At 62.5% G+C, this 22349-nt stretch carries 18 protein-coding genes; 7 read left to right on the forward strand and 11 right to left on the reverse strand.

Features of this window, described 5'->3' with window-relative positions; translation table 11 throughout:
* Positions 1-51: 51 nt before the first annotated feature.
* The 3 genes from LY631_RS14725 to bluB all read left to right on the forward strand — a co-directional run bounded on the left by LY631_RS14725 (position 52) and on the right by bluB (position 3851).
* Positions 52-1485 carry a glutamine synthetase family protein gene (locus tag LY631_RS14725; RefSeq protein ID WP_274426342.1) on the forward strand — a complete coding sequence of 478 codons (1434 nt, stop codon included), beginning with the start codon at positions 52-54 and terminating at the stop codon, positions 1483-1485.
* 277 nt (positions 1486-1762) lie between these two features.
* Positions 1763-3049: an NAD(P)/FAD-dependent oxidoreductase gene (locus tag LY631_RS14730; RefSeq protein WP_274426343.1), complete on the forward strand. Its 1287-nt coding sequence runs from the start codon at positions 1763-1765 to the stop codon at positions 3047-3049.
* 79 nt (positions 3050-3128) lie between these two features.
* On the forward strand, positions 3129-3851 hold the full coding sequence (gene bluB / locus LY631_RS14735) for a 5,6-dimethylbenzimidazole synthase (protein ID WP_274426344.1): 723 nt from the start codon (positions 3129-3131) through the stop codon (positions 3849-3851).
* Between the two features lie 95 nt (positions 3852-3946).
* On the opposite strand, the gene LY631_RS14740 is transcribed toward bluB, so the two are convergent.
* Genes LY631_RS14740 through LY631_RS14750 form a run of 3 tightly spaced genes read right to left on the reverse strand, consistent with a single transcriptional unit; the run spans position 3947 to position 8030 of the window.
* The gene (locus LY631_RS14740) at positions 3947-5719 is read right to left on the reverse strand and encodes an SLC13 family permease (protein WP_274426345.1); all 1773 of its coding nucleotides are present in this window, start codon (positions 5717-5719) and stop codon (positions 3947-3949) included.
* Between the two features lie 46 nt (positions 5720-5765).
* Positions 5766-6512, reverse strand: coding sequence for an SDR family oxidoreductase (locus LY631_RS14745; RefSeq protein WP_274426346.1), 747 nt, complete (start codon positions 6510-6512; stop codon positions 5766-5768).
* A 42-nt stretch (positions 6513-6554) separates the two neighbouring features.
* A complete protein-coding gene (locus LY631_RS14750) occupies positions 6555-8030 on the reverse strand; it encodes an aldehyde dehydrogenase family protein (protein WP_274426347.1) in 1476 nt (491 codons plus the stop codon).
* 207 nt (positions 8031-8237) lie between these two features.
* On the opposite strand from LY631_RS14750, the gene zwf reads away from it, so the two are divergent.
* From zwf to edd, 3 genes are read left to right on the forward strand one after another with little or no spacing between them, the layout of a single operon-like run.
* Complete coding sequence (gene zwf / locus LY631_RS14755) at positions 8238-9710, forward strand: glucose-6-phosphate dehydrogenase (RefSeq protein ID WP_274426348.1); 1473 nt, start codon at positions 8238-8240, stop codon at positions 9708-9710.
* Positions 9710-10429, forward strand: coding sequence for a 6-phosphogluconolactonase (pgl, locus tag LY631_RS14760; RefSeq protein ID WP_274426349.1), 720 nt, complete (start codon positions 9710-9712; stop codon positions 10427-10429). The genes zwf and pgl overlap by 1 nt, the downstream gene beginning before the upstream one ends.
* A complete protein-coding gene (edd, locus tag LY631_RS14765; protein WP_274426350.1) occupies positions 10426-12240 on the forward strand; it encodes a phosphogluconate dehydratase in 1815 nt (604 codons plus the stop codon). The genes pgl and edd overlap by 4 nt, the downstream gene beginning before the upstream one ends.
* Positions 12241-13010: 770 nt before the next feature.
* Here the strand turns inward: edd and LY631_RS14770 are convergent.
* The 8 genes from LY631_RS14770 to LY631_RS14805 all read right to left on the reverse strand — a co-directional run bounded on the left by LY631_RS14770 (position 13011) and on the right by LY631_RS14805 (position 21412).
* Entirely contained in the window at positions 13011-14285 is a 1275-nt protein-coding gene (locus LY631_RS14770) for an MFS transporter (RefSeq protein ID WP_274426351.1), read from the reverse strand.
* A 265-nt stretch (positions 14286-14550) separates the two neighbouring features.
* Positions 14551-15513, reverse strand: coding sequence for a GlxA family transcriptional regulator (locus tag LY631_RS14775; RefSeq protein ID WP_274426352.1), 963 nt, complete (start codon positions 15511-15513; stop codon positions 14551-14553).
* Positions 15514-15676: 163 nt separating this feature from the next.
* Positions 15677-16573, reverse strand: coding sequence for a bifunctional methylenetetrahydrofolate dehydrogenase/methenyltetrahydrofolate cyclohydrolase FolD (folD, locus tag LY631_RS14780; protein ID WP_274426353.1), 897 nt, complete (start codon positions 16571-16573; stop codon positions 15677-15679).
* Between the two features lie 332 nt (positions 16574-16905).
* The gene (gene kduD / locus LY631_RS14785; protein WP_274426354.1) at positions 16906-17661 is read right to left on the reverse strand and encodes a 2-dehydro-3-deoxy-D-gluconate 5-dehydrogenase KduD; all 756 of its coding nucleotides are present in this window, start codon (positions 17659-17661) and stop codon (positions 16906-16908) included.
* Positions 17662-17755: 94 nt separating this feature from the next.
* Positions 17756-18547: an NAD-dependent epimerase/dehydratase family protein gene (locus tag LY631_RS14790; protein ID WP_274426488.1), complete on the reverse strand. Its 792-nt coding sequence runs from the start codon at positions 18545-18547 to the stop codon at positions 17756-17758.
* Positions 18548-18558: 11 nt separating this feature from the next.
* Positions 18559-19836: a TRAP transporter large permease gene (locus tag LY631_RS14795; protein ID WP_274426355.1), complete on the reverse strand. Its 1278-nt coding sequence runs from the start codon at positions 19834-19836 to the stop codon at positions 18559-18561.
* Entirely contained in the window at positions 19836-20372 is a 537-nt protein-coding gene (locus LY631_RS14800) for a TRAP transporter small permease (protein ID WP_274426356.1), read from the reverse strand. Before LY631_RS14800 ends, LY631_RS14795 begins: the two co-directional genes overlap by 1 nt.
* Before the next feature lie 59 nt (positions 20373-20431).
* Positions 20432-21412: a TRAP transporter substrate-binding protein gene (locus tag LY631_RS14805; protein ID WP_274426357.1), complete on the reverse strand. Its 981-nt coding sequence runs from the start codon at positions 21410-21412 to the stop codon at positions 20432-20434.
* A gap of 153 nt (positions 21413-21565) precedes the next feature.
* Between LY631_RS14805 and LY631_RS14810 the strand changes: the two genes are divergently transcribed.
* Entirely contained in the window at positions 21566-22336 is a 771-nt protein-coding gene (locus tag LY631_RS14810) for a FadR/GntR family transcriptional regulator (protein WP_274426358.1), read from the forward strand.
* Positions 22337-22349: the final 13 nt, after the last annotated feature.

Genomic DNA, 22349 nt, shown 5'->3' on the forward strand with positions numbered 1-22349 from the left:
GGCTGCCCCCACGTCTATACTCGCGCGCATTCGAAGTAATCCTGGTGATTGATGCTGGATAATAAGAAAGCAGACCGCACGACCGGCAGGAGCGGGCGCACCCGCATGCCGGCATTCCTCAAAAATCTGCGCGGAGTGAAGAACTGGAAAGAGACCGGTAGCTGGCTGGAGTGGCGTGGCATCGAGGACATCGAGTGCATTACGCCGGACCAGGCGGGTGTGGCCCGCGGCAAGATGATGCCGTCGAAGAAGTTCACCTCCAACACCTCGCTGGCCCTGCCCTCGGCCGTGTTCATGACGACGATTTCCGGAGGTTATCCGGAGAGCGGCAATGGCTTCGTCTATCCCGAGGATGACGGCGACCTGAAGCTGGTGCCGGACCTGTCGACTCTTTCCGTCGTGCCGTGGGAGACCGACCCGACGGCACAGGTGATCTGCGATCTGGTGCACCAGGACGGCCGTGTCGTCGAGTTCAGCCCGCGCAACGTTCTCAAGCGCGTGGTGGCGAAATACGCCGAGCACGGACTGAAGCCCATCGTGGCGCCGGAGATCGAGTTCTACCTCGTCTTCAAGAACCCGGATCCGGATTATCCGCTCACCCCGCCCGTCGGCCGCTCGGGCCGGCCCATCGGCGGAGGGCAGGGGTATTCCATCGCCGGCGTCAACGAGTTCGACGAGCTGATCGACGACATTTATCATTTCTCCGAAAGCCAGGGGCTGGAGATCGATACGCTGATCCACGAGGAGGGCGCGGGGCAGCTTGAGATCAACCTGCGCCATGGCGACCCGATCGAGCTGGCGGATCAGGTTTTCCTCTTCAAGCGCACAATCCGCGAAGCCGCGCTCAAGCACGACACCTATGCCACCTTCATGGCCAAGCCCATTCAGGACCAGCCAGGTTCGGCCATGCATATTCACCAGTCGGTGATTGCGGGCAAGGAGAAGCGTAACGCCTTTTCTAACGCGAAGGGTGAGGAAACAGACATGTTCCGCCACTTCATCGGCGGGCTGCAGCGGCACATTCCCAACGCGCTCATCATGCTGGCGCCCTATGTGAACTCCTATCGGAGACTGACGCAGGGCACCGCCGTGCCGGTCAATACGCGCTGGGGCTATGACAACCGCACCACGGCGTTTCGCATTCCGCGTTCCGATCCTTCGGCGCGTCGTGTGGAAAACCGCATTCCTTCCTCCGATGCCAATCCCTATCTGGCGCTTGCCGCCTCGCTCGCCTGCGGGCTGATCGGCATTCTCGAGAAGACCGAGCCGGACGCCCCGGCCGGAACTGCGGTGAACCAGGACGAGATCGAACTGCCGCGCGGCCTGCTCGAGGCGGTGGCATTGTTCGAGGGCGATGTGGCCCTGCGCGACATCCTTGGCGAGCCATTCACCACAACCTATGCCGCCATCAAACGAGCGGAGTTCGAGACCTTCATGAAGGTCATCAGCCCGTGGGAGCGGGAGTATCTGCTGTTGAATGTGTGATTGGGAGGGCAGTAGGGCCGCGGAAGGCTATGGTCGCGAGAACCCCGGCTCATACCGGCAGTCTCTCAAAATCGCGCGGAATTCCCTGGAGAGTTGGAGAGACATCTCTTGTTAAACGAGCGAATTGGCCTCGCCACCCGCGAATCGATTACCCCCCATCAATGGCAACGCGCGGAAGCGCCGGTAAACTGCTGCGGGCCGTAGTGCGAGAACTCTCCACCTGATGGCCACCGTTGCCCTACTGCCTTATTCCCTAACCTCTAGATCACCGCACTCGATGTCCTACCAATCCCCCATTTCCCCCGGCATTTCCTGGTATGAAGCCACCGTTGGCGAGCGGCCGGAGTATCCGCCGCTCGATGGCGATAAGCAGGTCGACGTTGTCATTATCGGCGGCGGCTTCACCGGGCTTTCGGCGGCGGCGCACCTGGCGCAGGCGGGGGTGAACGTCGCATTGATCGAGGCGCACCGGTTCGGGGATGGCGCATCGGGGCGCAATGGCGGGCAGCTTGGCACCGGACAGCGGGCATGGCCGGAGGAGCTGGAACAGGAGCTGGGCTTCACGCGTGCCAAGGCGCTGTTCGATCTCGGCGAGGAGGCGAAGGCGCATCTGCTCGAATTCGCCGAAACCAACGGCATAGAGATCGACTACGTGCCCGGCCAGATGTCCGTGGCGCACAAGGCGCGCTATGTGGACGAATATCGCGCCCATGCCGACATCATGCGCGAGCGCTTTTCCTATCCGCATATTTCCTTCATGGATGCCCGGGAGACGGCGGAGCGGCTGGGTTCGCCGCGCTATTTCGGCGGCACGCGCGACACGGGGACCGGGCACATTCATCCCTTGAAGTTGCTGGTCGGCACGGCGCGTGTGGCGGCGAGCGCTGGGGCGCAGCTTCACGAGCAGACGAAAGCCACGAACGTCCGCTCCGAAGGCGGAGGCGTGCAGGTGACAACGCCGCATGGCACGATCACCGCCGAAAAATCCCTGATCGCAACGAACGCCTATGGCGGAGCGCTGGAACCGAAGACGGCCGCCCATCTCATGCCGATCGGCTCCTTCATCGCAACCACCGCGCCGCTTGGTGCGGACAGCCCGGTCTTGCCCGGTGGCGAGAGCGTGGACGACTCACGTTTTGTCGTGCGCTACTTCCGCAAGTCAAACGACGGGCGGCTGCTCTTTGGCGGGCGTGAGGTTTATTCGAATGGCGATCCAAAGGATATCGGATCGCAGATCCGACGGCAAATCACCGAAATCTACTCTTCGCTCGCCGATGTCGAGATCACTCATGCCTGGGGCGGCTATGTCGGTATCACCATGCCGCGCAAGCCCTTCGTGCGCGAGGTGATGCCGCATGTGATCGCCGCGGGCGGCTATTCCGGCCATGGCATCATGCTTTCGAATTTCACCGGCAAGCTCTACGCGGAAACCGTGTGCGGCAACCGCGTCCGGCTGAAGCTTCTGGAGGAGTTCGACATTCCGCCCTTTCCGGGCGGCCGCCTGTTCCGCCACGCGCTGCTTTTCCTCGCCCTCAACTGGTATGCGTTGCGAGACAGGATTTAGACCGTGTGGACCGTGGATGGCTGGACATGGGGCGGCATTTGCGTCAAGGCGCCCTGATCAACACCAGGGGCGGGGCCCAATGCAGTCCGACAACGCTTTCAGCCAGCAGGCGCGCGATGCCGTCTATCAAGCGATCTTCACCCGGAGAGACGTGCGCAGCCATTTCACGGCAGACCCTCTCGATGATGAGGTTCTGGCGCGCCTATTGATGGCGGCGCACCACGCTCCGTCAGTGGGTTATATGCAGCCGTGGAACTTCATCGTCATCCGTGATCTGGAGCGCCGGGAGCAGGTGCGCGATCTCTTTCTGTCGGCGCGCCGGGAAGAACTGCCGCAGATCGCCGACGAACGCAAAGCGCTTTACCGCAAGCTGAAGCTGGAAGGCATTTGCGAAAGCGCGCTCAACCTTGTGGTGACCTGCGATCGGGAACGTTCCAAAGAGTCACCGCTGGGCCGCTCCCACAATCCGCAGATGGACCTCTACAGCACCGTATGCGCGGTGCAGAATTTCTGGCTCGCTGCCCGTGCGGAAGGCATTGGCGTTGGCTGGGTCAGTATTCTCGACCGGTCGGCATTGAAGCGGCTTCTTGCAATTCCGGACCATGTGGAGCCGATTGCCTATCTCTGTGTGGGGCCGGTTTCGGAATTTGCCCATCGGCCGGATCTGGAGCGCAAAGGCTGGGGCAAGAGGCTGCCGATTTCCGACTTGATTATGAGCGAGACCTATTCCGGGCGCGGAGAACAAGCGCTGAAGCAAATCGCGGACCGGATCATGACCGGGAATGGCGAGCACGGTGGTTAAACAAGGTTCCGGAAAGCCATTCGCCATCACCCCGGACGGCCTCCACCCTTCGGGTTCCGGCTTTCGGTGCTCGCGTGTTGCGCTCCCCCTGCCCCCTACAACGGCCAGAAGAACAGGATGGCCGGCACCGCCACCGCGATGATCAGAATTTCCAGCGGCAGGCCCATGCGCCAGTAGTCGCCGAAGCGGTAGCCGCCGGGGCCCATGATGATGGTGTTGTTCTTGTGGCCGATGGGTGTGAGGAAGGCACAGGAGGCCGCTACCGCCACGCCCATGAGAAAAGGATCGGGCGAGACGTCGAGCGCGCGGGCGACGGAAAGGCCAACGGGGGCGGCAATGAGTGCCGTCGCCACATTGTTGAGGAAGTCCGAGAGAGTCATGGTGACGATCATAAGGATGGCCAGGATCGCCCAGGGCGGCAGCGCCCCTGTCTGAGACACGATCGCGTCGGCGATGAGGCGGGTACCGCCGGACTGTTCCAACGCTAGGCCGAGGGGGATGAGCGAGGCCAGAAGCACGATTACCGGCCACTCGACCGATTCGTAGACCTCGCGCGGGCCGACAACGTTGAACAACGCATAAATGGCAACCGCGCCGGCCAGCGCCACGACAAGCGGGAGCAGCCCCGTCACCGCAGCCGCCACGGCCATCGCAAAGACGGCGACCGTAAACAGCGCCTTGCTGCGCTGGATGACCGTATGGCTCTTCTCGGCCAAGAGCAGTACGCCCAGCCATTCGGCTGCGTCGGCGATACGGCTTTCCGGGCCGAGGAGAAGCACCACGTCACCAGGCTGGATGGACAGATTGCGCACCCGCTCGCGGAAGCGTTTTCCCTGCCGCGCCACGCCAAGGAGCGTCACCCCCCGGCGGTTAAGCAGTCTCAGGTTGAGCGCGGTGCGCCCGATTATCCGCGCGTTGTCGGGCACGATGGCTTCCACCAGCGACAGCGACTTGCCGGTCAGACTCCCGCTCTCGTCGGTTCCCGCCGGCTTCAGCTCCGCCGCCCCGATAAAGGCTTCGATGGATTTCGGGTCACCTTCGAGGACCAGATGGTCGCTCTTGCGGATTTCCTCGCTCGCCGCGAAACCCGGCAGCCGCTTGCCCCGGCGCACCAGCCCGAGAATGGAGACATCGTGCTCGTCGGCAATAGGATAGAGATCGGAGGACGTCTGGCCGATGGCCTTGGAATCCTCCTTCACCCCGGCCTCGGCAACGAACAAGCCGGTGTCGGCGCCCTCGCCCGCGGTCGCGCGCTGGCCAGTGTCGGGAATCAGGCGCCAGCCGATGGTGGTCACGAAGGCAATGCCCACCAGCGCGCAGACGAGCCCTACGGGAGTGAAATCGAACATGGAAAACGGCTCACCCAGTGTGCGCTCGCGAAACTGGGCGACGACGATGTTGGGCGGGGTGCCGATCAGCGTGATCGTGCCGCCCAGAATGGTGGCGAAGGACAGCGGCATCAGAGAACGCGTTACCGCCCGCTTCGCCTTCTCCGCCGCCTCAATGTCGAGCGTCATCAACATGACGAGGGCCGCGACGTTGTTTATCACGGCCGAAAGGGCCGCGCCCACGACGGACATGATGCCTATGTGAGTGGAGAGCGACCGCCCGGTCGACAGAACGAAGCGGGCGACGAGTTCCACCGCTCCGGCATTCACCATCGCCCGCGAAACGATGAGCACCAGTGCGATGATGATCACCGCTTCATGACCGAAACCCTGAAAGGCATCCTCCGCCGACACCACGCCACCGGCGACTGCGATTATCAGCGCGGCGAACGCCACCAGGTCGTAACGCACACGGCCCCACACCAGAAAGGCAAAGACGAGGCCGAGCAGGCTGAAAAGGAAGATCTGGTCGTAGGTCATGGAAGCCGGAGATCCCGGATAATGGGGGCGGAGGACTCCCTACCTGTCAGATGCACCGACCGCCATCCACCTCGAGCGCCACACCGGTGATGAACTCCGCCTCGCCGGAAGCGAGCCAGAGCGCGGCATTCGCGATGTCGAGCGGCGTGGAAAGCCGGCCGAGCGGGACGGAGGCACGGAACTGAGCGCGCTTTTCGGGCGTATCCTCGCCCATAAACTGGCTCAGCATACCCGTCTCGCCAGCCACGGGGCACAGGCAGTTCACCCGGATGTTCTTCGGGGCAAGCTCGACGGCCATCGATTTCGTCGCCGTGATCGCCCAGCCCTTGGACGCGTTGTACCAGGTCAATCCCGGACGTGGGCGGAGACCGGCGGTGGAGGCAGTCGTGATGATCGAGCCGCCGCCCTGCTCCTCCATGATCGGAACGACGGCGCGCGTGGCATGATAAATCGCCTTCATGTTGATAGCGGTGATGAGGTCAAAGATCTCCTCGTCCACCTCCAGCATGTTGCCGTTGGTATGGGTGTAGCCGGCGTTATTGATCATGATGTCGACACGGCCGTGGGTGTGCATGGCTGCTTCAACCATCGCATCCACATCTGCCTTGCGTGAGACATCGGCAGAAACAGGCGTGGCGGCGGAACCGATTTCCTCCGCAACACGCTCGGCGCCCTTGGCGTTCAGATCGGCGACGATGACGTTCGCCCCCTCCTCCGCAAAACGCTTTGCCATTCCCTCGCCGAAACCGGACGCTGCACCGGTGATGATCGCTGTCTTGTTCTCAAGCCGCAATTTTCAAATCCTTCTTTTTCTCAAGCAGGTGCGCGCGCACGCTCAGCCGTGATTGAATACGACCGTTTTCGTCGCCGACATGTCGTAGAGTGCCTCAAAGCCCTTTTCGCGGCCGTGGCCCGATTTCTTGAAGCCGCCGAAGGGCAGCTCGATGCCGCCACCGGCGCCATAGCCGTTCACGAAGACCTGGCCGGCACGCACCCGCTTTGCCATGCGATGCTGCCGTGCGCCGTCACGCGTCCAGATGCCGGCGACCAGGCCGAAATCCGTATCATTGGCAAGACGGACGGCATCGGGTTCGTCCGCGAAAGGGAAGAGCGCCAGCACGGGACCGAAGACTTCCTCCTGTGCCAGTGCGGACGCCGGATCGACGGCGCCAAAAAGAACGGGCGGGTGATAATATCCGCCTTTCGGCGCATCCTCATGAACCCTGCCGCGCGCGAGAACGGAAATGCCCGCCTCCTCAGCGGCGGCAACAAAGTCTTCAACGCGCTGTTTTTGCGCCGGATTGATCAGCGCGCCGAGATCGAGATCGGCCTCGTGTGGACCAGCCACGAGCCCGGAGAAACGCTCCGAAAGGGCGGAGGCCACCTGCTCGTAGACCGGCTTTTCGATCAGGATACGGCTGCCGGCGGAGCAGGTCTGGCCGCCATTCTGGATGATGGCGTTGACCAATACGGGCAGCGCGGCCTCGATATCGGCATCGGCAAAGACGATCTGCGGGGACTTGCCGCCGAGCTCCATCGTCACGCCGCGATTGTTCGCGGCGGCGGCCTGCTGAATGGCGGTTCCGGTGGGTGGGGAGCCCGTGAAGGTGACGTAATCGACAAGCGGATGAGCTGAAAGCGCCGCCCCGGCCTCGCGCCCATAGCCCGTCACCACGTTGAACACGCCTCCCGGTATGCCCGCCTCCAGCGCCAGCTCGGCAATGCGGATTGCCGTGAGCGAGGCGTCCTCGGCCGGCTTGATCACCAACGTATTGCCCATGGCCAGCGCCGCACCGGCAACGCGCGCCAGAATCTGGAGCGGGTAATTCCATGGAATGATGCCGGCGACCACGCCATGTGGCTCGCGCATGGTCAGCGCCGTATAGCCATCCAGAAACGGAATGGTGTCTCCGTGGATCTTGTCGGCTGCGCCGCCGTAAAATTCGTAGTAACGCATCGTTGCGGTTACGTCCGCCTTGCCCTGGCGGACTGGCTTGCCGGTGTCGCGCGATTCGAGCGCGGCAAGCTCGTCGGCGTGCTTTTCGACAAGCTGGCCGAGCCGGGTGAGGCAACGGCCGCGCTCCACCGCCGGCATCCGCGCCCACGGTCCTTCATCGAAGGCGTGGCGGGCAGCGCCGACCGCCTGGTCGATATCGGCTTTTCCGGAGGCGGGGATCGAGGCGAAAACCTGACCGTCCGACGGGCACACGACATTGATGCGCTCTCCCGATACGGCGTCGACGGACTTGCCGTCGATGATCTGCATCGGGGCCAGCTCATCCGCAACGGTCTTTGAAACGTGGCTGCCCATACGCTGGTACTCCTGGCTAATGCTATTATGGTTCGCGCCGTTATGGCCCTTGTAATGTAGCCGGGCAAGCCTATCCTCCGGGGATGCGTCGACAGATCACCTGCTGGCCTATCGTGAAAACGTGTCTGGCATGGAGCCACTGGTAATCTTAAATCGATTAGATTAAGAAGCGATCGGCACAACGGACAACGCAGACGCGGAGCCTTCATGACGAGCCAGACAATACCGGTCGAACCGTTCGACCTCGTGGTTTTCGGCGCCACGGGCGATCTCGCGGAACGCAAGCTGCTTCCAGCACTCTATCAGCGCCAGCTGGCCGGCCAGTACAGCGAGCCGACGCGGATGATCGGCTGTTCGCGTTCCGAGCTCACCGACGATCAGTATCGCGCGTTCGCGCGGGAAGCGATTGAGCACCACGTCGCGAAAGCGGAAATCGACGAGGATGAGCTGTCACGCTTTCTGGCACGGATTTTCTATGTGCCGGCTGATGCGCGATCCGGAAAGGGGCTTGAGCAACTCGGCCAGGTGCTCGGAGAGAGCCACGCGGTGCGCGCCTTCTATCTCGCGGTCGCGCCCGCACTGTTTGGCGATATCGTCCACAGGATCAATGAGCACGGGCTCGTAATGCCGACATCGCGCGTCATCGTCGAAAAGCCGATCGGCCACAGCCTGGAGACGGCGCAGCAGGTCAATGACGCCATCGGCGAGGTCTTCGACGAGGCCCGCATCTTCCGCATCGATCATTATCTCGGCAAAGAGACGGTGCAGAATCTGATGGCGCTGCGCTTCGGCAATGCGCTTTACGAACCTTTGTGGAACTCGGCGCATGTCGACCACGTGCAGATCACCGTCGCGGAGTCGGTGGGGCTCGAAAGTCGTGCCGGCTACTATGACAAGGCGGGCGCCCTGCGCGACATGGTGCAGAACCATATTCTGCAGCTCCTTTGTCTTGTGGCGATGGAAGCACCGGCTTCACTGGATGCCGATGCCATGCGCGACGAGAAGCTGAAGGTTCTGCGCGCACTCAAGCCGATCGGACCGCAAAATACGGAACGCGTGACCGTGCGCGGGCAATACCGTGCCGGCGCATCGAACGGCGGTGCGGTCAAGGGATATCTGGATGAGCTGGACGACGGCGCCAGCAACACCGAAACCTTTGTCGCGCTCAAGGCGGAGATCGGGAACTGGCGCTGGGCGGGCGTTCCCTTCTATCTGCGGACGGGCAAGCGGCTCGCCGCGCGCGCCTCGGAGATCGTCATCCAGTTCAAGCCGATTCCGCACTCGATCTTCGGCGATGCCGCCGGGCCGGTTTTCGCCAACCAGTTGGTCATCCGCCTCCAGCCCGACGAGGGCGTGAAGCAGTGGATCATGATCAAGGATCCGGGTCCGGGCGGTATGCGCCTGCGCCACGTGCCGCTCGACATGACGTTTGCCGAATCCTTCAAGGTGCGCAATCCGGACGCCTATGAGCGGCTGATCATGGACGTGATCCGCGGAAACCAGACACTCTTCATGCGCCGCGACGAGGTGGAAGCGGCGTGGCGCTGGATCGATCCCATCGTGGCGGCCTGGGAAGAGCGCAGCCAGGCGGTTCAAGGCTATACGGCAGGCACATGGGGCCCCTCGGCATCCATCGCGCTGATCGAGCGTGACGGGCGCACCTGGCACGAGAGCGTGTAATGACGGAACCGATCTGGGAAGAATTCGGCGACCGCCAGAAGTTGGCGGAGACGCTTGCCGATGTGGTGGCGGAAGAACTGTCCGGCGCGTTGAAGGCCCGTGGCCGGGCACTCCTGGCAGTTTCCGGCGGCACAACGCCGCCGCCCTTTTTCCGCGCCTTGTCCGAGAAGCGCATTGACTGGCGGCATGTCACCGTAACGCTGGTAGACGAGCGTTTCGTGCCTACCACCTCCGAACGCTCCAATGCCCGGCTGGTCACCCAGCACTTGCTGCAGAACCAAGCCGCACGGGCGCAATTCTTTGGCCTGTATAATGAAGCTGCCAGCGTGGAAGAAGCGGCCGAAGTGACCGAGAGCAAGCTTGCCATCCTTCCAATGCCGCTCGATGTCGTAGTGCTCGGCATGGGAACAGACCAGCATACCGCGTCGTTTTTCCCGGATGCCGACAATATCGACGACATACTCTCCGACACAGGCGAGCGTCGCGTGCTGCCGGTCCATGCACAAAGCGTCGGAGAACCCCGATTGACGCTCTCCATGCCGGTGATCACACAGGCGCGCTTTCTCGCGCTGCATATCGAAGGCGCGGAGAAGAAGACGGCTCTGGAAGCCGCCCTTTCGACCGATGACCGCCCCCTGCCGCCAGTACGCGCGGTGATGGAGCGGGCGGACAACCCTGCCCACATCTACTGGGCCCCGAAGCAGGACACGAGCTCATGACCGCGAAACGAGAGATCGAAGCCATCACAGAACGCATCCGGGAGCGTTCCCGCCCAAGCCGCGAGGCCTATCTGGCGCGCGTCGACGAGGCGGCGGCCGCAGGGCCGAACCGGACCACCTTGTCGTGCGGCAATCTCGCGCACGGCTTCGCCGCATGCGCACCGCAGGACAAGGCCGCGCTCTCCGGCGATACGGTGCCTAACCTGGGCATCATCACCTCCTACAACGACATGCTCTCGGCGCATCAGCCTTTCGAGACGTTTCCGCGCCTCATAAAGGAGGCCGCGCACGAGGTGGGCGGCGTCGCGCAGGTGGCCGGCGGTGTTCCGGCGATGTGCGACGGGGTCACCCAGGGTCAGCCCGGGATGGAGCTCTCGCTGTTCTCGCGGGACGTCATCGCGCTCGCGACAGCGGTCGGCCTGTCTCACAACATGTTCGACGCGGCGGTCTATCTCGGCATCTGCGACAAGATCGTGCCGGGCCTGGCGATCGCCGCCTTCAGCTTCGGGCACCTGCCCGCCGTCTTCATTCCCGCCGGGCCGATGACCACCGGGTTGCCGAATGACGAGAAGGCCAAGGTGCGCCAGCTTTATGCGGAAGGAAAGGTCGGGCGCGAAGCTCTGCTGGATGCCGAGGCCAAATCCTATCACGGTCCCGGCACCTGCACCTTCTACGGCACGGCCAACTCCAACCAGATGCTGATGGAGATAATGGGCCTGCACACGCCGGGCACGTCCTTCGTCAACCCGAACACCCCGCTGCGCGAGGCGCTGACCAGGGAAGCGACGCGGCGGGCGCTGGCCATCACAGCGCTTGGCAACGAGTTCACGCCGGTTGGCCGCATGATCGACGAGCGCTCCATCGTCAATGGCGTGGTCGGGCTCAACGCGACCGGCGGTTCCACGAACCATACCATGCATCTGGTGGCCATGGCCGCGGCCGCCGGCATCAAGCTCACCTGGGCGGACATCGAGGAAATTTCCGAGCATGTGCCGCTGCTTGCGCGCGTCTATCCCAACGGTCTGGCCGACGTAAACCATTTCCACGCGGCCGGCGGGCTCGGCTTTTTGATCCGTGAACTGATCGATGCCGGCCTGCTGCACGAGGATGTGCAGACCGTGTGGGGGCCGGGCCTGAAGCAATATGCGGTTGAAGCCAAGCTCAATACCGACGGCACGGTCACCCGCGAACCCACGCCGAAGGAAAGCGGAAACGAGAAGGTGCTCGTGCCGTTCTCGAAAGCCTTTCAGCCGACTGGGGGCATTCGCGTCCTCCAGGGCAATCTCGGTCAGGCGATCATCAAGACCTCGGCCGTGAAATCGGAGTACCGGACCGTGGAGGCTCCGGCCATCGTCTTTCACGCGCAAGAAGAACTGCAGGCGGCGTTCAAGGCCGGCGAGCTCGATCGCGACTTCATCGCCGTCATCCGCTTTCAGGGACCGAAGGCGAACGGCATGCCGGAATTGCACAAGCTCACACCGGTTCTCGGCGTGCTGCAGGACCGCGGCTACAAGGTTGCGCTCGTTACGGATGGGCGCATGTCCGGCGCCTCCGGCAAGGTGCCGGCGGCAATCCACGTCACGCCGGAAGCAGCCGATGGCGGTGTTATTGGCAAGATCGAGGATGGCGACACGGTCCGCCTGGATGCCGATGCGGGCACGCTCGAAGTGCTCGTGGACCAGGAGACGCTGATGGCGCGCGAAACCGCTCCGGTCGACCTTTCGCACCGCCACTTCGGCCTCGGCCGAGAACTCTTCGCCGGCTTCCGCCAGCTTGCCTCGACGGCGGACCAGGGCGCTGCTGTTTTCTAGGACGCGGTTGATACGTAATCGCCCACCATCTTGAGGCGTGGACAGCCGCTGTAAGCGACTGGACGGGTGAGGTCGTCTCACACAGGCTCGGCGTTCTCCTCCTCCAAACCGAGCGTGGGCGTTTTGCAAAAGCGGTGCTGGCAGGCGGCCACCTGCCCCTCAAAAGGGAAGCGGGCGCGCGGCATCGTCGCCACGCCCGGCTTTCGCCGTCTGGCCATTGTAGAGAAAGCGGGAAGCGGGGCGCGTGCTCCGGACTTCTCACTTCTATGTCAGGCACGTTCGCACGCGCCCCGCCGGTGGACATCGCCGCCGTCGGCCGGCCGCTCGCAAAGGCCCGTGCCCGGGACCTGCTTGCGGCTTCACCCCCGTTGACATATCCGCCGGGCGACCTCCGGTCTCAGCCTCCGAGAGAGGCTCGGGATCGTACCCGCCCGACCGGCCGGGGGCACCGGCCCGTCGCGGAACCTTTGAATTGCGGGTCTCGGTCCCGCCGCCCCAAGGCTCGCCACCGCCGCCCTCCCGAACACCCGGTGCGCATCCGGTTCCCGCGAGAGCGATGGGTTGGATGATAAGAGCGGTCGAGAGGGCGGGGATAAACAGGCGGGAAAAAAGTTCGAAGTTTTTCCGATAACGAGCAAAAACAGATGGTTAGCTGACGATAAAAATGTCGGAGGCGCCGATTTTATCCCCGCTTCGTACCGATACAGCCGCGCCGGCGCGTTTCCGGATCGTTCTCAAGAGTGTAGCCCTGAAATGACGCGGGGGTTCCGCTATCGTAGCGGTCGGTGGAAGGTCTCTCGCATTGTCAGGATCGTGCCGAGCGTTACGAGGGCGGCGGCCATGGCGTAGAAGGCCGGGGCGAGATCGTAATGGGTGTAGCCGATCAGGTAGGTGGCGACGAGCGGTGTCGTACCGCCGAAGACGGCGATCGGGATGTTGAAGGCGACGGAATAGGCCGTCATCCGGACATGACGCGGGAACATCTCCGCCATCGCCGCCGGCAACCCGCCGAGAAAGCAGGCCATCACCACCGCAAAGCCCAACTGCCCCAGAATAACCAGCGTGTAGCTGGGATGATGCAGGAGCCAGAAGAGCGGGTATGACAGGAACAGCATGCCCGTGGCGCCGGCAAGCATGACGGGCCGTCGGCCGATCCTGTCGGAGAGGTAGGCAAACAGTGGAATCAGAAAACTCAGAACCACCAGGGTCAGAGTGTTGATGTCCAGGGCATAGCGCTCGGGCAACTGGTTGTATTTGACCAGGTAGGTCGTGAGATACACAAATGGAATGTAGAAGCCGACGCCGTTCAGAACGTTGATGCCGAATACGCGTAGCATGTCGTAGCCATGGTTGGTGACGGCCACCACGATGGGCGCATCATCGCCCTGGCTGTGTGCCGCATCGGGCTTCTCACCCTCGCCTGTTTCATCGGAACGCCGCAGATAAATCCCGACGACGGCAAGGACGATCCCGAAGGCGAAGGGAAGCCTCCATCCCCAGGTCGCCATCTGCTCCGGCGTCAGCATCCCGGCAATGACCGCGGCAATTGCCGACCCGAGCAGCAATCCGACAATCGATCCCACGAGGCTCCAGCAACAGCTGAGGGCGCGGCTCCCCTTGGGTGCATTTTCGACGAGAAACGTGACCGATCCGGTATATGCGCCGCCGACGGAAAGCCCCTGGAGCAGGCGTGCCAACGTAAGCAGAAGCGGCGCGCCAAGGCCGATCGACTGGTATGTGGGCAGTATGGCGATCAGGGTCGTCGGAACGGCCATGAGTGCCACCGAAAGCGTCAAGGCCTTCGAGCGGCCGAGCTTATCGGCGACATGGCCCAGGACAAGCCCGCCCAGCGGCCGCATCATGAAGCCGGCTGCGAACACGCCGAAGGTTGCGATCAGGCTGGTGACCTCATTGTCGGACGGGAAGAACAAGGGCGCGATGGTGATGGCAAGAATGCCGTAGATTGCAAAATCATACCATTCCAGGACATTGGCGATCGTACCCGAAAGAATCTTCCGCGTTCGTGAACTGAATTCAAAAAGCATAGCCCCCACTCTCCCGCCAGCAACGAATGGATCGATCGGCCGCAACAGGACCGATGACGCAGGCTGCCCCGCCCACAACCGAAGATCGCACACCAACCATTCTTTCCCGCCCTACGGTTTCAGCGGCGTTAATTTTGGAGACAATTCGGTTTGGGGCTGGAGAAGGAGGCCGTTAAGCCATTGTTCTTCAACAGGGTCGCGCAATACATTTGCGAGCTGGCATTCAATATGGTCAGTACGACAGTATAAGGTAGCGGTAATAATATTACCAGGTTGATCGGCGCTCATCGCTCGGGGGACGGCCGAACTGCAGGCGATAGCTCTGGGCGAAATAAGAGTGCGAGGTGAAGCCGGTGGCAATCGCCACGTCGAGAATTGGCATGTTGGTCTGGCGCAGCAATTCCCGCGCCCGCTCCAGCCGCAGGCGCATATAGTAGCGGCTTGGCGTCATCCCGAGATGCCGCAGGAAAAGCCGCTCCACCTGACGCACAGACAGGCCTGCCTTGGCAGCGATCTCGCCCGAGGAGAGCGGCTCATCGAGATACTCCGCCATCAGTTCCACCGCGATCCTGAGCTTTTCAGACTTGCCCGCAAGATCGCGCTCCGGGCCTATGCGCTGCCGGTCGACGGCTGAGCGGATACGCTCGTGCTGGAACTGGTTGGCGACCTCGTTCACCAGCCAATTCCCGAAATCGGCGCGGATGATCTCCAGCATCAGATCGATGGACGTCGTCACACCGGCACAGGTGTAGCGGTTGCGGTCGATCTCGTAGACATTGCCCGTGCACTCGATGTCGGGGAAGCGCTCGCGAAAGCCGGCGCGGTTCTCCCAATGGATCGTACAGCGCCGCTCTTCGAGCTGCCCGGCCTCGGCCAGAAGCAGCGAGCCCGCCGCCAGCGCGCCAAGTCCGCCGCCACGACGCCCCCAGGAACGCAGGGCGGCCAACACCTTGCTCTTGCCGGGAAACTCCGTCGTCAGCCCGACGCAGACGAAGAGGATATCGGCCGCTGGCAGATCCGAGATGGCGTAGTCCACCTTGATGGGCAGGCCGTTGGAGGCCATTATGGCCTCGCCATCGGCGGAGACCGTGGTCCAGCTATAGAATTCGCGTTCGAGCAGGCGATTTGCCGAGCGGAACGTGTCGATTGCCGCCGACAGCGAGAACATCGAGAATCTATCGACCAGCAGGAATGCGAACTGCCGGCCTGGTGCCATGCCTTCGATCATGGCCATACTTTCCCGTCATTCTGGTCCAACAGCCGGGCCCGGTTCCGTGACTCTGGTACCCGGCACGAAAGCGCAGGCATGGATCCCGGGCAGCCTCCGCCCTGCGGGCGCCGGCTTCCGGGATGACGCGATTGCAGGAGGCTCCCCATAAACTCGTCTTTCGTTACAGTGCCGGCGGCTCCTTGCCGGCAGCGCGATAGGCGGAGATCAGCGTGTTGGCCATCAGCATTGCAATCGTCATCGGCCCGACGCCGCCGGGAACGGGCGTGATGGCGCCGGCGACTTTCTCCGCCTCGGCAAAAGCGACGTCTCCCACCAGCCGCGTCTTGCCCTCACCTTTTTCCGGCGCGGGAATGCGGTTGATGCCGACGTCGATCACCGTTGCACCGGGCTTGACCCAATCCCCATTGATCATCCCGGGACGTCCGACGGCGGCGACCAGTATATCGGCCGTGCGCGCCAGGCCGGGCAGATCCTTGGTGCGGCTGTGGGCGATCGTTACGGTCGCGTTGGCGGCAAGCAAGAGATTGGCCATGGGTTTGCCAACGATGTTGGAACGCCCGACGACGACAGCGTTAAGGCCGGAGAGATCCTTGCCGCGTACCCCCTCCAGAAGCAGCATGGCGCCGGTCGGCGTGCATGGCACAAAGGCCGTCCCGATCTCGCCCGTTCCCAGCTTGCCGACATTGATGAAATGAAAGCCATCGACATCCTTTTCCGGCGCGACTGTCTGGATAATGCGCCCGGAATCGATGTGATCGGGCAAGGGAAGCTGCACCAGAATGCCGTGAATGGCGGGGTCGCTGTTCAGCGATTCCACCAAGGCCAGCAGTTCCTCCTGCGAGGTGTCAGCCGGCAGCGAATGCTGGACGGAGTGAAAGCCGCACTCCTTCGCTCGCTTCGACTTGGATGCAACATAGACCTGGCTGGCGGGATCCTCGCCTACAAGAACCACTGCAAGCCCCGGCGTGATGCCGGCCGTCGCCAGTTCCGCCGACGCGGCCGTGACCTTTTCCACCACCGCGGCCGCCGCCGCTTTGCCGTCTATGATCTCGACCATGAAGCTCTCTCCTCTCCACTCTCGTCTACCCGCATATGCGGCATAGAGGTGGAGCGCAATCCCGATATTGCGTCGCCTTTTGACGCAATTGCGTAGATCGCCCATAGAGGTGAGGAAATTCAGATGTGTTCTGCAGCTACGTTTTGCCGTCGCGTCCTTTCACGCCTCCCCTGTCCTGCCGGACCTCTTCCCCACGAAGGGGAGATTGGCCGCCATAGTTCTTCCGAGCCGGCTAACAACAGCAGTGCTAGGACATCTGGACAGCTACCCCATTCTATCGGTTACAACTCAAGTGCATTAACATCCGGACCCAAAGTCACCCGAACGGATCATCACCGCGCCAGCCAGCCTCCGTCAACGGGCAGCACAGCCCCGTGCACATAGGCCGCGGCGTCCGAGGCCAGGAAGACGGCTGCTCCGCCGAGATCCGAAGGCTCACCCCAACGGCCGGCCGGAATACGGTCCAGGATGGCCTGGTAGCGCTGCTTGTCCTCGCGCAGGGCCTTCGTGTTCGAGGTTGCAATGTAGCCCGGCGCGATCGCATTCACGTTGAGCCCCCTTGCGGCCCACTCGCAGGCGAGAATCCGCGTGAGGCCTAACACGCCGTGCTTCGACGCCGTGTAGGAGGGCACACGGATTCCGCCCTGAAACGAAAGCAGCGAGGCGATGTTGATGATGCGTCCGCCTGCCCCACGGTCGAACGCCGCCCGTGCGAAGGCCTGGCTCAGCAGGAACACGGCCTTGAGATTGACGTCGATCACCTCGTCCCAATCGGCTTCCGTGAAGTCAATCGAATCGGCGCGCCGAATGATCCCGGCATTGTTGACGAGAATGTCGAGTCCCTCCCCTGCCCGCGCGACCTGCTCAAAGGAGCGGGCACCCGCTGCCGGGTCGGAAAGGTCCAGCGCAAGCGGCTCGGCGCTGCCGCCCGATGAGCGGATTTGCCCTACGGTTTCGTCCATGGCCGAGCGCCCGGCACAGACGACATGCGCGCCCGCTTCGGCGAGCGCGAACGCGACGCCCTGGCCGATACCGGTGTTGGCGCCGGTCACCAGCGCGCGGCGCGCGGAAAGACCGAACAGGCTCATTTCATACCTCCGATCTCCACCATCTCCACGTCCTTATAGTCGACATTGTCCTCCCGTTCGGATTCGCCGGGTTTCCAGCAACTCTGCACCACTCCTAATCGTCGCGAAGCGGCTCCACGACGAACACCCCGCCCTGATAGAGCGCCTCCGGCGCATCCTTTTCGGGTGGGGGGGCGGCTTCGACCTCGTCGCGATAGACGGCCGAATTGTCCTTCGGCTTCCAGCCGAGATAGGCGACGTGGCTGTTGTCCCACCAGCGCACGTCATTGTCCGATATGCCGTAAAGTGTGGGGCAGCCCAGGCGCGGAACGGCGAAGACGCGCTCGACGAGAGAGGTGAAATCATCCGGGCTCAGCCAGGTGGCGAGCATGCGGCGGTCCACCGGCTTGGGAAAGCACGAGCCTATGCGGACGATGGCCGTCTCGACCCCGAAGCGGTCGTAGTACATCCGCGCCAGCCCCTCGGCGAAGTGCTTGGATAGGCCGTAGAGTGTGTCGGGCCGCGGTATCGCCGTGTGGTCAAGATGCTGATCCTGGGTGTACATCCCGACCACGTGGTTGGAGCTTGCGAGAAAGATGCGGTTGCAGCCGGATCGACGCGCTGCCTCGTAGATATGGAATGTGCCGTGGATATTGGCATTGGCGACAACCGAGAAAGGCCCTTCGACCGATCGCCCGCCGAGGTGGACGATGCCGTCACACCCCTCCACAAGGCGGTAGACGGCTTCCTTGTCGCCAAGGTCGCATGGAACGCATTCCTCGTGCGCCTCGGCGGGGCCGAGGTCGCCGATGTCTGAAAGACGCAGGGTCTCGGCCAGGCCGGCGAGCCTCTTTCGCGCCAGCTTGCCGAGATTGCCGCTCGCACCGGTGATGAGAAGTCGTTTCAACATTCAAAAGCTCATTCGATCAGATTGGGCAGTGTCAGAGATATTGCGGGAATGTACGTCGTCAGAAGCAGGGCGACGAGAATTGCTATATAGAATGGCCAGATCGTCCTCACAGCGTCCTGGATCTTCACCCCGCCTACCACACAACCGACGAACAGGCATGCCCCGACCGGCGGTGTGCACAAGCCGAGGCCGAGATTCATCATCATGATGATGCCGAACTGAATCGGATCGACGCCGATCGACGCCATGACCGGAAGGAAAATCGGTGTGCAGATGAGGATGAGCGCGGCCATATCCATAATCATGCCCAGCGCCAAGAGGGTGAGGTTGAGCATTAGAAGGATGACGATCGGATTGTCGGAGACGAAGGTCAGCCCCACGGCGAGAAGTTCCGGAACGCGGTAAAGCGCCAGAAGGTAGGCAAAGGAAGAGGCGCAGCCGACCAGGATCATGACGAGTGAAGTCGTGATTACGGCGCGTAGAACCGCCTTCTTGAACTTTTCCAGGGTCAGCTCACGATAGACCAGCGCCGTGACCACGATCGCGTATATGGCGCCGACGGCGCCGGATTCAGTGACGGTCATGACGCCTGACAGCACACCGCCGACGATGATGACCGCTGTCAAAAGGCCCGGGATGGCCACCACGAGGTTGGTGAGCAAAATCGTCCAGCCGGGGAAGGCTTCCGACTTATAGCCGCGCTTGATCGCCACGAGGTACGCGGCCACACCAAGGCACACGCACATGAGGATCCCTGGCACGATGCCCGCGATGAAGAGCTTGGAAACCGAGATGCCGCCCGCCGCCACGGCATAAAGGATCATATTGTGGCTGGGCGGAATGACGACGCCGGCGAGCGACGAGGTCACCGTGACGTTCACGCTGTAGTCCGCATCGTATCCCTTTTCCCTCATCACCGGCATGAGGATGGAACCGAGAGCGGACGTATCGGCCACCGCCGAGCCGGAAATGCCGCCGAAGAGCATCGAGGAGGCGACATTGACCAGCCCGAGACCGCCGCGCACCGCGCCGACGGCCGCTGCCGCGAGGCGGACGAGCCGCGCCGCGATGCCGCCCTGCAGCATCAGTTCTCCGGCGAAAATGAAGAATGGTATGGCAAGCAGCGAGAAGACCGAGATGCCCGACAGAATGCGCTGAAAGGCGACGAAGAGGGGCAGGCCTTCGTAAAGAAATCCAGCCACCGTGGCGATGCCAAGGGCGAACGCGACCGGCACACCGGCGACCATCAGGCCGAGGAAAGTGCCGAGAAGGAGAAAAAGACCCATCAATCCGTTCCTGAATCAGCGGCCGGAGCGCGCCAGCGACGGTACAATGCTGCAGCGGCGAAGAGGACCATCAGCACTCCGCAAATGACCAGGGGGGCGGCGCGCCAGCTTTCGGTAAGGCCAATCAGCGGGATTTTTCGGCGCAGATTGGTCATGACCAGATGCCACCCCTGCCAGGCCATGAAACAGCCGAAGGCGATCATCGCCAGATCGCTGACCAGCCGCAAAACGGCACGTGGTAAGGGCGGCATCGCCTCGCGGATGAAATCGATGCTTAGATGCGCGTTGCGGCGGATTCCCACCGCCGCCCCCAGAAAGGTGACATAGACGACGATGAGCAGTGAGGCCTGCTCGACCCAGGTCGGCGTGTCATTGAGCACGTACCGGCCGTAAACGAGCCATCCAAAAATGGCGATCAACAGGACCAGAAGAGCACCGGCGAGCCAAAGACAGATATCCGCCAGCCAGTCCAGAAGCCGATCCACCGCGGCCAGCAGGGCCGTTTCCCGGCTTTCAGGCCGGTTTTCCTTCACCATTGCGCCATGCTCCGCGAGCCAGGACCGGAGTGGTTTCCGGCCCTGCATTGACTACCGGCTCAATTGGTTTCCTGGATGTCCCGGATCAGCGATTCCAGATCCGGATTTTCTTCGATGAAACCGGCGTAGACGGGCTCCATGGCTGCCTGGAATGCCGATTTGTCCGCGATCTCGTTGATCTGGATTCCGGCCTCCTCGACCTTCTTGCGGCTTTCCGCCGACCCTTCAGCCCAAAGCTGGCGTTGCGTTTCGGCTGCCCGGACGGCCGCCTCGCGCACGATCTCCTGATCCTCCGGAGACAGCGCCTCCCAGCTCGCCTGAGAAATGCAGATGCACTCGGGGATGATCAGGTGCTCGGTGGCGGAATAGAACTTGGCCACCTCGAAGTGGTTGCTCGAATCAAAGGAGGGGTAGTTGTTTTCGGCGCCGTCGATGACCCCGGTCTTCAGCGACTGATAGACCTCACCATAGGCCATTGGCGTGGCATTGCCGCCCATCTTATCGACCATCTGCACGTAAAGGTCGTTGTTCATGACCCGCAGCTTCATTCCGGCAAGATCGTCCGGCGTCTCGATCGGGCGATCGGTGTTGTAGAAGCTGCGCGCACCCGAATCGAACCAGGACAGGGCGATGAGGCCGTTCTCGGCAAGTGCGTCGGCGAACCGCTGGCCGATTTCGCCGTCCATCACCTCGTGCATGTTATCCAGGTCGGTGAAGAGGAATGGCAGGGACAGCACATTGGTGGCCGGAACGATCGGCCCCATCGGGCCCATGTTGAAATTCGCAAAATCGAGAGCGCCGTTGCGCGTCTGCTCGATTGCGTCGGGCTGATCGCCGAGGACACCGCCGTGATAGACGGTAGCGTTTATGCGCCCTTCCGTATTCTCGGTCACCTCTTCGGCGAACTGATCCAGCGCGACGCTGTTTGGATAGCCCTCCGGATGGATGTTCCAGCCGCGCCAGTCCTGCGCGGACACGATTGCAGCCTGCGCCAGCAATACGGCGCCGGCGAGCGCCGTGGTGCGAAGAATGTCTTTCATCTGCTTTCCTCCCGATTGCGCTATGTTGTCATACAGACTTGATACTTATAATATGTATTTGGAAACAGCGTCAACAACGATGAGGCACACAAGCCGATATGTTGACCGAGGCTGCCGGGCAAGGCACATGAACGACAGAAGAGGATGCAGCACATGAGCAGCGAAACGGCCCGAGCGCAGAGGACCGGACCGGAAAGGCAGCGGTCGGGCCGGGTAAGCCTTGTCGCCACCGTCAGCGACGATTTGCGCCGGCGTATTCTGGAAGGCCACCTCAAGATCGGAGACCGGTTGCCCAGCGAAGCCGAACTGACACGTGAGTATTCGGTGAGCCGGACCGTTATTCGCGAAGCGATCGCCACCTTGCGCTACGAGAACCTTGTGGAGGCGCGGCAGGGAGCCGGCGTGTTCGTGCGCAACAATCAGCCGGCCAATACCGTGCCGTTCTCCCAACCCGACTACGCCCGCATCTCTTCCATTATCGAAATCCTCGAATTGCGTGCCGCAGTGGAGATGGAAGCGGCCGCGTTGGCCGCTGCAAGGCGATCGCCGGCGCAGGAAGAGGCAATCGTCGAACGCTACGAAGACATCAATGGGCTGATTGCCAGCGGGGAGCCAACGCACGATGCCGACATGGCCTTTCACCTGGCGATCGCAGAGGCAACGAATAATCCCCGTTTCCGGGAGATTCTGGCGCTTTTCGGGCTCGAAGCGATTCCCAGGGCCCTGCTACGCCCGGGCGCGGACGCGACGACGCCCAAGGACTATCTCGTGAAGATCCAGGAAGAGCACCGGCGAATCGCCGAAGCTATTTCTCTCCGCGATGAACAAGCCGCCCGCGACGCAATGCGCACCCACCTGATCGGAAGCCAGCAGCGCTATCGGGCACGGCTGCGGGGTGGCAATTCGCAAGGGCGCAATACATAGTACATATGTTGAC

Origin of the sequence: Chelativorans sp. YIM 93263 (assembly GCF_028767125.1) — a bacterium.
In the GTDB taxonomy this organism is placed as follows: domain Bacteria; phylum Pseudomonadota; class Alphaproteobacteria; order Rhizobiales; family Rhizobiaceae; genus Chelativorans.